This window comes from Novosphingobium sp. PASSN1 (assembly GCF_002278815.1).
In genome coordinates, this window is record NZ_NKIS01000028.1 from 1 (window position 1) to 9,622 (window position 9,622).

At 65.4% G+C, this 9,622-nt stretch carries 12 protein-coding genes and 1 tRNA gene; 9 read left to right on the top strand and 4 right to left on the bottom strand.

All coding sequences use genetic code 11. The features are described from left to right. The 3 genes from CFE35_RS22145 to CFE35_RS22155 all read right to left on the bottom strand — a co-directional run. On the bottom strand, positions 1–626 hold a 626-nt coding region (locus CFE35_RS22145), incomplete at its 3' end, for a hypothetical protein (RefSeq protein WP_292934022.1). 155 nt (positions 627–781) lie between these two features. Continuing rightward, complete coding sequence (locus CFE35_RS22150; protein WP_292934024.1) at positions 782–1,711, bottom strand: EAL domain-containing protein; 930 nt, start codon at positions 1,709–1,711, stop codon at positions 782–784. A 346-nt stretch (positions 1,712–2,057) separates the two neighbouring features. Then, a tRNA-Gln gene (locus tag CFE35_RS22155) sits at positions 2,058–2,131 on the bottom strand. A gap of 154 nt (positions 2,132–2,285) precedes the next feature. On the opposite strand from CFE35_RS22155, the gene CFE35_RS22160 reads away from it, so the two are divergent. From CFE35_RS22160 to CFE35_RS22175, 4 genes are all read left to right on the top strand, one after another. Continuing rightward, complete coding sequence (locus CFE35_RS22160; protein WP_292934026.1) at positions 2,286–3,659, top strand: Ppx/GppA phosphatase family protein; 1,374 nt, start codon at positions 2,286–2,288, stop codon at positions 3,657–3,659. Then, complete coding sequence (locus CFE35_RS22165) at positions 3,656–4,327, top strand: RlmE family RNA methyltransferase (RefSeq protein ID WP_292934028.1); 672 nt, start codon at positions 3,656–3,658, stop codon at positions 4,325–4,327. The genes CFE35_RS22160 and CFE35_RS22165 overlap by 4 nt, the downstream gene beginning before the upstream one ends. An 82-nt stretch (positions 4,328–4,409) precedes the next feature. Further along, entirely contained in the window at positions 4,410–4,646 is a 237-nt protein-coding gene (locus CFE35_RS22170; RefSeq protein ID WP_292934030.1) for a DUF2312 domain-containing protein, read from the top strand. Between the two features lie 64 nt (positions 4,647–4,710). After that, positions 4,711–6,030, top strand: a complete 1,320-nt coding sequence (locus CFE35_RS22175) for an amidohydrolase family protein (protein ID WP_292934032.1) — start codon at positions 4,711–4,713, stop codon at positions 6,028–6,030. Here the strand turns inward: CFE35_RS22175 and CFE35_RS22180 are convergent. Then, complete coding sequence (locus CFE35_RS22180; RefSeq protein ID WP_292934033.1) at positions 6,027–6,713, bottom strand: CPBP family glutamic-type intramembrane protease; 687 nt, start codon at positions 6,711–6,713, stop codon at positions 6,027–6,029. The genes CFE35_RS22175 and CFE35_RS22180 overlap by 4 nt on opposite strands. A gap of 131 nt (positions 6,714–6,844) precedes the next feature. Between CFE35_RS22180 and CFE35_RS22185 the strand changes: the two genes are divergently transcribed. From CFE35_RS22185 to ruvA, 5 genes are all read left to right on the top strand, one after another. Next, a complete protein-coding gene (locus tag CFE35_RS22185) occupies positions 6,845–7,609 on the top strand; it encodes a YebC/PmpR family DNA-binding transcriptional regulator (RefSeq protein WP_292934035.1) in 765 nt (254 codons plus the stop codon). Continuing rightward, positions 7,609–8,169: a hypothetical protein gene (locus CFE35_RS22190; RefSeq protein ID WP_292934037.1), complete on the top strand. Its 561-nt coding sequence runs from the start codon at positions 7,609–7,611 to the stop codon at positions 8,167–8,169. The genes CFE35_RS22185 and CFE35_RS22190 overlap by 1 nt, the downstream gene beginning before the upstream one ends. A gap of 4 nt (positions 8,170–8,173) precedes the next feature. Then, positions 8,174–8,524: a DUF3147 family protein gene (locus CFE35_RS22195; protein ID WP_292934039.1), complete on the top strand. Its 351-nt coding sequence runs from the start codon at positions 8,174–8,176 to the stop codon at positions 8,522–8,524. After that, the gene (gene ruvC / locus CFE35_RS22200) at positions 8,521–8,997 is read left to right on the top strand and encodes a crossover junction endodeoxyribonuclease RuvC (RefSeq protein ID WP_292934041.1); all 477 of its coding nucleotides are present in this window, start codon (positions 8,521–8,523) and stop codon (positions 8,995–8,997) included. The genes CFE35_RS22195 and ruvC overlap by 4 nt, the downstream gene beginning before the upstream one ends. A 42-nt stretch (positions 8,998–9,039) precedes the next feature. Beyond that, positions 9,040–9,622 (top strand): Holliday junction branch migration protein RuvA (gene ruvA / locus CFE35_RS22205; RefSeq protein WP_292934042.1); only part of this gene is annotated, 583 nt, incomplete at its 3' end.

The following is a 9,622-nucleotide window of genomic DNA, read 5'->3' on the forward strand; positions in this document are numbered from 1 at the left end:
GCGAGGTTCTGCGCAGACGTGGCGGAGATGCCATAACGCGCGAACAGCGGCGTCTGGAAGCTGGACTGGAACGTCCCGCCAAGCCGCGTGGTGACGGCCGAACCCCAGAACGTGTTCGAATTGCTGATGACGGCGGTCAGGTTCGCGTTGAGCTGGGTCCGCTCGGCAGCGGTGGCCGTGCCAGCATCGATCTTGCTCCAGATGGTCATCGATTGCGACCACAGGTTGCCGTTGGTGGTCCAGAACGCCGCGATGTTCTTGTAGTCGGGCAGCCCGGTGGAAGACGATCCAAGCGCGGGGTAGTCCGGATTGAGCCCGCCCCAGAAAGTGCTGATGTTCTTGTAAAGCGGATCGACGCCCGACCAGAACGTGCTGATATTCTTGTAGAGCGGCGCTACATCGTTCTGGAACGTGCTGATATTCTTACCGCGAAAGGGTTCGATGTACCTGGCGTTCGAGGTCAGCACCGTTGTGGTCGTGGCGGCGGCAGCCTTGGACGTCCCGGCCGCAGCCGCCGTCGTCTCCGCCGGAGTCGTGGTCGTCGTCGTGGCCGTCTGGGCAGAAACAGGCATGGCGGATGCGCACAGGCACATCGCCACCGCCGTCTCGAGCCACCTGGACAGCATCACTACCCCTTCCATTCAAACGGACTTCCGATGAAAGCAGGTCATGCCACGCGGGGACTTGTGATTGTCTTGGGGAACGCAGTTAATGAATCTCGAAAGACTGTCGGGGTGACTGCCTAAAGCCGCTGGAAAGCCAGAAAAGTCCGAAACGGATATTACTCGGCCCTCGGACTTCCTCCCTTCTTGCGGATCTGCGGCACGCGCGGTGCGGTGCCGGGATGCTCCTCGATGAACCGCACCAGGCCTTCAATCGGCACGGCCCGGGATATGAAATACCCCTGGATCGTATCGCAACCCATGACCCCAAGCAGCGATGCGGTCATCGCATCTTCCACGCCCTCGGCTGTCACGGTCATGCCAAGGCCGTGGCACAAATCGATTGTCGAGCGCACGATCAGCGGATCGCGATTGCTGCGGGTCATCCCCTGAATGAACTTGCGGTCGATCTTGAGTTCGCCCGCCGGAATCTGCTTGAGGTAGCTCAGCGAGGAAAGCCCTGCGCCATAATCGTCAATAGCCAGCGCGATGCCCGCCTCGCGCAATTGGTGGAGGCATTCCAGCGCTTCTTCCGGATTATCGAGGACCGCGGTTTCCGTGATCTCGAAGCCGATGCGGGCCGCTTCATCGCCGACAAGGGCGATCAAGCGGCTGGCGAAGTCCCGCGTGATGAGTGTGCCGGACAGATTGACGAAGATCGGGCCGCCAAGGCTGCTGCCCATACCTTTTCCGGCCAGCCACCGACTGTCGCGCAGGGCCTGCTCCACCCCCCAAACCGTAAGCTCGCTGATGCCGCCCACCGCTTCGGCCTGCGCCACGAACGCATCAGGCACCAATTGTGTTCCATCCGGCAGAGTCCAGCGCGAGAGCGCCTCCGCGCCGCGCAGCTTCATCGTGCGGCAATCAAGCTTGGGCTGATAATGCAGCACCAATTCCCCCGCGCGCACCGCTGCGGCGATGGTGCTGCCAAGCGATTCGGCAGATACGGGCTGCACCGCGCTGGCGGAATCGGTCATATCGGAGGCCGTCACCGTTGGATCGACCAAGACGACCGGCGCTTTCCTCTGCACCTTGTGCACTGCCGCCATGAACAGCGCCCCACACGCGAACGCGAACAAAATCAGGCCAACGGGCGCCGTCCCCAATGCCATGATGTCCCATAGCGCGCCCAAGAGGCCGATTGAGGCAGAAGTGGAATTGCCTTGCAGCATGTGCGCCTATTGTGCCCGGCCAAAGCGAGATAACGGAAACGGCCAGCGAGACCCTTGCCAGAGAGACCTTAGCGGAGAATTAAGCAAACATGCCTATTCGCGCTGAGCCCCGGCACGGGATCGGCGCCGCCTCAGCACAGCGCTGCACCTGCACACGAAGGCAAACAGCATCGCGCCCAGCCAAACGAAGGCCTTGCGATGCGCGCGATTTTTATCGGAAAAGTGGATGCCCCGCGAGGATTCGAACCTCGATAGACGGAATCAGAATCCGTAGTCTTACCATTAGACGACGGGGCAATGAGGGCGGGCCTTTAGGCGGGGCTTTGGCGCAAGTCAAGCTGACGCCGCCACTCCAGCGCCATGCTTGCCCCAAAGCCGCAGGATCGCTAGAGTGTATGTCAAGTACCCGCCGGGCGTTCCCCTGGCGGGAAAACATAAGCGATTGGTAGTCATGGCGGAATTCGATCCGCCGGCGCAGCAGCGCAAGGCGCGGCAAGGCAAGCGGCGGGGGCGCAGGGGAGCGGCTCGCGGCAAGCCTCAGGGGCCGCGTCCTGCCCCCAGTGCGTCGGCCAGCATCCCTGACAGGCAATCAGCCGGTCCACCCGCCGAAAATGGTGCAGCAACCGCTGCTGACCCGGCTGCCAACATCGCCCTGCATGCGGCCACGGAAGCCATCTCCCAGACGCCGATTTCCCAGATTGCGACTGCAACACCCCCGCTCGATGTTCCGCGCCAGCCCTGGCAGAAGACGCCGCCGTTCCACCGGCAGGCCTATGCCGCGATCGATCTCGGCACCAACAACTGCCGCTTGCTCATCGCGCGGCCTTCGGGCGATCACTTCATGGTAATCGATGCGTTCAGCCGGGTCGTGCGGCTGGGCGAAGGCCTCGCCCAATCGGGCCGTCTTTCGGATGCGGCGATGGACCGCGCGCTGGGCGCGCTGCACATTTGCGCTGAAAAGCTGCGCAAGCGCGGGGTCCACCTTGCGCACTCGGTGGCGACCGAGGCCTGCCGCCGCGCCACCAACGGCGAAGAGTTCATCGACCGGGTGCACCGCGAAACCGGCATCCGGCTCAACATCATCACCGCCGGCGAAGAGGCGCGGCTGGCGGTGCTGGGCTGCCACATCCTGCTCGAACCCGGCGAAGGCCCGGCGATGATCTTCGACATCGGCGGCGGCTCCACGGAAATGGTGCTGGTCGATACCACCGACGCGGTGCCGCGCATCCTCGATTGGCAATCGGTGCCCTGGGGCGTCGTCTCGCTGACCGAAAGCATCGGCCCTATCGACCTGACGGCAGAGGCCCGCGCCGCCGCCTACCGCAAGATGCGCGCCCGCATCACCGAAGGATTTGCCCAGTTTGCCGAGCGCGTGAGCCCGGCCGGCGCTGCTGCGGCGGCAAGCGGCGGACTGCGCCTGCTGGGCACCAGCGGCACGGTCACCACGCTCGCCAGCCTGCACCTTGGCCTGCCGCAATATGACCGCAGCGCAGTGGACGGCCTGATCGTGCCGACCGCCTCGATGCGCGAAATCAGCCAGCGGCTGGCGCATATTTCCCCGGCCGAACGCGTGGCCGTGCCCTGCATCGGGCGCGAGCGAGCCGATCTTGTCGTTGCGGGGTGCGCGATCCTCGAATCGATCTTCGATATCTGGCCCGCCGAACGGCTCGGCATCGCTGATCGCGGCATCCGCGAGGGGATTCTGCGCAGCCTCATGGCCGCTGGTGGCCTTGGCGCCGGTAACCCGAGTGCCGGTAGCCCAACTGCCGGTAGCAAAACTGATCGCCGCACCGAAACGGCACAAAGCAAAGGAACATCCCAGTGAGCCGCAGCGGCCGCGATCCGGGCACACGGGTCAAATCGGCAAAGGGGCGCACGGCCTCCTCCAACCGCTGGCTCTCCCGCCAGCTCAATGACCCTTACGTCAAGCAGGCCAAGGCCGAAGGCTGGCGCAGCCGGGCCGCGTTCAAGCTGATCGAGCTCGACACCCGCTTCGGCCTGCTGAAAGGCGCGCACCGGGTGGTCGATCTCGGCATCGCGCCGGGCGGCTGGGCGCAAGTGGTGCGCAAGCAGGCGCCCGCCGCCGAAGTGGTCGGCATCGACCTGCTGCCCGTCGAACCGATCGAAGGCGTGACCATCTTCGAGATGGACTTCATGACCGACGAAGCCCCGGACGCGCTGATCGGTGCATTGGGCGGCGCGCCCGATCTCGTGATTTCCGACATGGCCGCCAACACCGTCGGCCACAAGGCAACCGATCATTTGCGCACGATGGGCCTTGTCGAAACCGCCGTCGATTTCGCGGTGCAGACGCTCGCGCCCGGCGGGGCATTCGTTGCCAAGGTCTTTGCCGGAGGGACGGACGGCGAACTGCTCACCATCCTCAAGCGCAACTTCAAGACGGTGAAGCACGCCAAGCCGCCCGCTAGCCGCAAGGATTCGTCCGAGTGGTACGTGATCGCGCAAGGCTTCAAGGGCCGCCCGGAAGGTTAAACTTTCCACAGGCAGGGTTTTGCACGAATCGGTCTGCCCGCACTAACGGGTGCCGACCCTTTCTCACCGGAGACCCTTTCTCATGGCCGAATCCGCCGACGACCGCCTGCGCCTTCTGATCGAGCGCATCGAACGCCTCGAAGAAGAAAAGAAGGGCATCGGCGACGATATCAAGGACGTCTACCTCGAAGCCAAGTCCACCGGCTATGATCCCAAGATCATGCGCCAGATCGTCCGCCTGCGTAAGCTCAAGCCCGATGATCGCCGCGAAATGGAAGCGATTCTCGATACCTACAAGAACGCGCTGGGGATCGAATAGGAGCACTGGACGCGGGGTGCAGGCGCGCTAGGCTGCGGCGAAACGATCTGCCGGAGTTTTTTTGATGCGCCTTGCCCTGCTAGCCGGTTTCACCGCGCTGATTGCCTTTGCCGCCCCAGTAGCGGCTGAAACAGCAGCCAAATCTGCTCCGAAGGTGGTTTATCTTCACGCCGGGCAACTGCTGGACCAGCCCGGCAAGCCGCCGCGCGGCGCTTCCACCGTGGTGATCACCGATGGCGTGATCACCAGCGTGAGCGACGGCACGATCCCCGCGCCCGCCGGAACGACAACAGTCGAGCTGGGCAATGCCTTCGTGCTGCCCGGCCTGACCGACTTGCATGTCCACCTGTTCAGCGATGGTGATCCGATGCGCGAGCGGCTCGAAGCCGCAACCCGCGACCGTGAGGACGGTGCCTATCTGGCAGCGCTCCATGCGCGGCAGACGCTGGAAGCCGGGTTTACCACGGTGCGCGATCTGGGCGGACCGCCGCGCGGCGTTCGCGCCCTGCGCGACGCTATTGACGCAGGAGCGGTGTCAGGCCCGACGATCGTGAATGCAGGCACGATGATCTCCGTTTCGGGAGGACACGGCGATGGCGGCGGGCTGAACGAGGAAAGCTACGGCGCATTTGCCCCGCACGATTACAACAACTTGTGCAACGGCGCGGACGATTGCCGCCGCGCGGTGCGCGAACAGATCCGGCTGGGCGCACAAGTCATCAAGTTTGCTGCAACCGGCGGTGTGCTCTCGAATGTCGCGGGCGGGCTGGGCCAGCAGATGACCAGCGAGGAAATGAAAGCGCTGATCGACACCGCGCACGGCTTTGGCCGCAAAGTGGCGGCGCACAGCCATGCTGCGGCGGGCACGATGGCGGCGGTCAACGCCGGGGTCGATACCATCGATCATGGCACGTTCCTCGATGAACCCACGATCAAGGCGATGATCGCGCATGGCACCTGGCTGGTGCCGACGATGCTCGCGCCCGAAACCGCGCTGGCGCAGGCGCGCGGCGGGCTGCTTCCGCCCGCAACGATTCCCAAGGCCGAATCCGCCGCCGCCGCAGAGCGCCAATCCCATGCGCTGGCCATCAAGATGGGCGTGAAAATCGCGTTCGGCACCGATACCGGCGTTTCGCGCCACGGCGACAACGCGCGCGAATTTGCGCTGATGGTGCGCGCCGGGATGACACCGATGGCGGCGATTGCCGCCGCCACGGTCGGCGCGGCCGAAGCGCTGGGCCGCGAGGGCAGCGTGGGCCGGATCGCACCAGGTATGCCCGCAGACATCATTGCCGTGCGCGGCGATCCGCTCACAGACGTGACCCGGCTCGAACACGTCGATTTCGTGATGAAGCGCGGTGTGGTGGTGAAGCAGGCGCTCTAACCGCTCAGCAGCACAAGGCCGATCGAAATGCCATTCGCCGCTGCATGGACCAGCATCGCGCCGATGATCCCGATGCGCATGCGCGTATAGCTCAGCGTCAGGCCCGCCCAGAACTGCGGCAGCACCATCGGCAGCAGCGCGACCGAGAAGCGCGGGTAGTTGCTGAGGTGTGAAAGCGCGAAGATCGCGATGGAAAGCCACACGAGGACCGGGAACGCCCGCGCAAACCCCGGCACCACGCCGCGCCCGCGCAGCCACCACCAGCCCGCAGGCGCCACCAGCCCCATGCCGAGCACACCAAAGCTGGCAGGCACTTCATAGACATGGAAATTGACCATCGCGAGGAAGCCCGCCGCGACAACACCGCAGCCGACCAGCCACACGGCCCGCACGCGGCCGGTCAGCCAGCCGCGAAACGCGAGTTCCTCGGCCACCGGCGCGAGCAGCACCACGAACGGCACCAGCATGGCCTTCGACACGGTGTCGAACGCTTCGGGCGAAGGCAGTCCCATCGCCTTCTGCCACATCCCCAGCAGGGGCAGCAGCACCAGCAGCAGCACGGTGAGGTGGAGGCCCAGCATGCGCAGCAAGGCCAGCCCCGCACCCGGCGCGCGCAGGCCAGAGGGCCGGAGCATCTGCGGACGCGCCAGCCAGGCGGTGAAATCGTGAAACAACGCAGTCATGCCGCAGCTGATGCGCCAAGCCGGGTTAAGACAGGGTGTGCGCGCCCGATTGCTGCGCCCGATTGCTGTCTGGGCGCGTCTCAGCTAGGGGGCGAGCAAAGCTAACCTTCGAAAGCCAGAAGCAGCAGACCATGGCAGGCCATTCCAAATTCAAGAACATCATGCACCGCAAGGGCGCGCAGGATAAAAAACGCTCGGCGCAGTTCTCCAAGCTCTCCCGCGAAATCACCGTCGCGGCCAAGATGGGCATGCCCGATCCGGACATGAACCCGCGCCTGCGCGCTGCCGTCAACGCGGCCAAGGCGCAGTCCATGCCCAAGGACAACATCGCCCGCGCGATCGACAAGGCGACCAAGGGCGAAGGCGATAACTACGAGGAAGTGCGCTACGAAGGCTATGGCCCCGGCGGCGTGGCCATCATCGTCGAGGCGCTGACCGACAACCGCAACCGCACCGCCACCAACGTGCGCACAGCCTTTGCCAAGAACGGCGGCAACCTCGGCGCATCGGGCGCGGTGAGCCACGGGTTCGAGCGGCTCGGCCTGATCGAATATCCCGGCAAGGTGGGCGACGAAGAGAAAGTCCTCGAAGCCGCAATCGAAGCGGGCGCGGACGACGTCGAATCCGATATGGGCGACGGCGACGAGAACCCCGGCAGCCACCAGATCTGGGTCTCGATCGACCAGCTCCACCCCGTCGCGCGCGAACTGGAAAAGACGCTGGGCGAGGCCGAAGGCGTGAAGCTGGCGTGGAAGCCCAACTTGACCACCACGGTCGATGCGGAAACCGCCGCGACCTTGCTCAAGCTGATCGACGTGCTCGAAGAGGACGACGACGTCCAGACCGTCTGGGGCAACTACGAGATCCCCGACGACGTGATGGAAAAGCTGGGCTGATGCGAGCCATCGCGGCAGCCTTGAGCGTTGCCGCGCTGCTTGCAACCGCAGGCTCGGCGGCAAAGCCCGCACGGGCTGGCCGCGCTGCGCATGTCACCGCCGCCAGCCATTGCGCGGGCGGCGAGCGGGTCGTCTATTCCTGCCAGTTCGGCCGCCGGATCGGCAGTGTCTGCCTTGGCGGCAAGGCGCTGCACTACCGCTTCGGCCCGCCCGGACATCCCGCCATCGACGTGGCGAGCGATGCCGCCTGGAGCAATATCCACCGCGGCGGCAACCGCAGCCAGGGCGGGCTCAATCAGGCAACGATCCGCTTCACCAATGGCACGACGCACTATGTCGTCCATGCCGGAGAGACGGGATCGCTCAACGAGAACCCGGGCAAGCGCATCTCCGGCCTCGTCGTGCTGCAAGGCGCTTCGGGTGAGCGCGAGGTGGCGAACCTCTCCTGCCGCGCCGCCAGCGGCTTCAACGGGCAGGCACTGGACGCGCTCGACAAGGCTGCCCCGCGCGGCTGGGACGGCGCGGAAGCGGCTGGCGGCCCGTTCGACATGGTCTATTGATCCGATGCTACCGCTGGCCATCAAGGCGCTGCTTTCCGGCCTGCTGATCGCGCTGATCTCGGAGATCGGGCGCAAGCTCCCCACCGTCGGCGCGCTGGTCGCCTCGCTTCCTCTCGTCTCGGTCCTCGGCATGATCCTGCTGTGGCGCGCGCGGCCCGATGCGGAAAACATGGCGATCCACGCCGAGGCGACCTTCTGGTATGTGCTGCCTTCGCTGCCAATGTTCCTGCTGATCCCGGCTCTGCTGCGCAGCGGCGTGTCGTTCTGGATCGCCCTGATCGCGGGCTGCGCAATGACTGTGGCGCTCTACCTCGCCATGATGAACATCGGCCCGCGCTTCGGGCTGAAGCTGTGATCATCATCGGCATCGATCCCGGTCTCACCTGCACCGGATGGGGCATCGTCGCGAAATCAGGCAGCCGCCTCAGCCATGTCGCCAATGGCCAGATCCGCACCGATGCCAAGGCCGATATGGCGCAGCGGCTGGTCGAACTCGATGCAGGCCTCGCCGCCGTCATCGCCGCGCACCAGCCGGACGCGGGCGCGGTGGAGGAAGTCTTCGTCAACGTGAACCCGCAGTCCACGCTCAAGCTGGGGCAGGCGCGCGGCGTTGCCATGCTGGCCGTGGCCCGAGCCGGACTTCATGTGGCCGAATATCCGACCAAGGTGATCAAGAAGGCCCTCGTCGGCACGGGCGGCGCAGACAAGACGCAAGTGCAGGCCATGCTGAAGGTGCTGCTGCCCGGCGTCGCGCTCAAAGGCTCCGATGCGGCAGATGCGCTGGCCGTGGCGATCTGCCACGCCAACATGATGGGAAGTCACAGGTAGGCACGCTTGCCCCATGCCGGGTTCGCTGCCATAGAACAAACCATGATCGCAAAGCTTACTGGCCTGCTCGATGATTTCGGCCCCGATTGGGCCATCATCGACGTGAACGGCGTCGGCTACCTCGTCCACTGCTCGGCCAAGACGCTGACCCAGCTCGGCATTCGGGGCGACAAAGTGGTGGTGCACACCGAACTGCAAGTGTCCGAGAATGACCAGCGCCTGATCGGCTTTGCCAGCGCGGGCGAACGCGGCTGGTTCCGCCTGCTGACAGCGGTGCAGGGCGTGGGCAGCAAAGTCGCGCTCGCGATCCTCTCGGCGCTCTCCGCCGAAGAAATCCAGCGCGCCTGCGCCAGCGGCGATGCCGCGATGGTCGCCCGCGCGCAGGGCGTCGGCCCCAAGCTCGCCAGCCGCATCGTGAATGAACTCAAGGACAAGGCAGGCGGCCTTGGCCCCATCTCCGCCGGTGCCGGCAGCCCGCCGATCGAAGGCCTCGGCGCCGTGCCCGCCGGTTCGGTGAGCGCGGACGCGATCTCCGCCCTCCAGAACCTCGGCTTCAAGCCCGCGACCGCCAGCATGGCCGTGGCCGCGGCGGTCAAGGAACTGGGCGATGATGCCGGGCTGAACG

What these genes read in the sequence shown, in the direction of transcription:
- CFE35_RS22180 (WP_292934033.1), bottom strand. Translation starts at nt 6,713, where the DNA reads ATGACTGCGTTGTTTCACGATTTCACCGCCTGGCTGGCGCGTCCGCAG.
- CFE35_RS22170 (WP_292934030.1), top strand. Translation starts at nt 4,410, where the DNA reads ATGGCCGAATCCGCCGACGACCGCCTGCGCCTTCTGATCGAGCGCATC.
- CFE35_RS22195 (WP_292934039.1), top strand. Translation starts at nt 8,174, where the DNA reads ATGCTACCGCTGGCCATCAAGGCGCTGCTTTCCGGCCTGCTGATCGCG.
- CFE35_RS22190 (WP_292934037.1), top strand. Translation starts at nt 7,609, where the DNA reads ATGCGAGCCATCGCGGCAGCCTTGAGCGTTGCCGCGCTGCTTGCAACC.
- CFE35_RS22175 (WP_292934032.1), top strand. Translation starts at nt 4,711, where the DNA reads ATGCGCCTTGCCCTGCTAGCCGGTTTCACCGCGCTGATTGCCTTTGCC.
- CFE35_RS22150 (WP_292934024.1), bottom strand. Translation starts at nt 1,711, where the DNA reads ATGGCGGCAGTGCACAAGGTGCAGAGGAAAGCGCCGGTCGTCTTGGTC.
- CFE35_RS22160 (WP_292934026.1), top strand. Translation starts at nt 2,286, where the DNA reads ATGGCGGAATTCGATCCGCCGGCGCAGCAGCGCAAGGCGCGGCAAGGC.
- CFE35_RS22185 (WP_292934035.1), top strand. Translation starts at nt 6,845, where the DNA reads ATGGCAGGCCATTCCAAATTCAAGAACATCATGCACCGCAAGGGCGCG.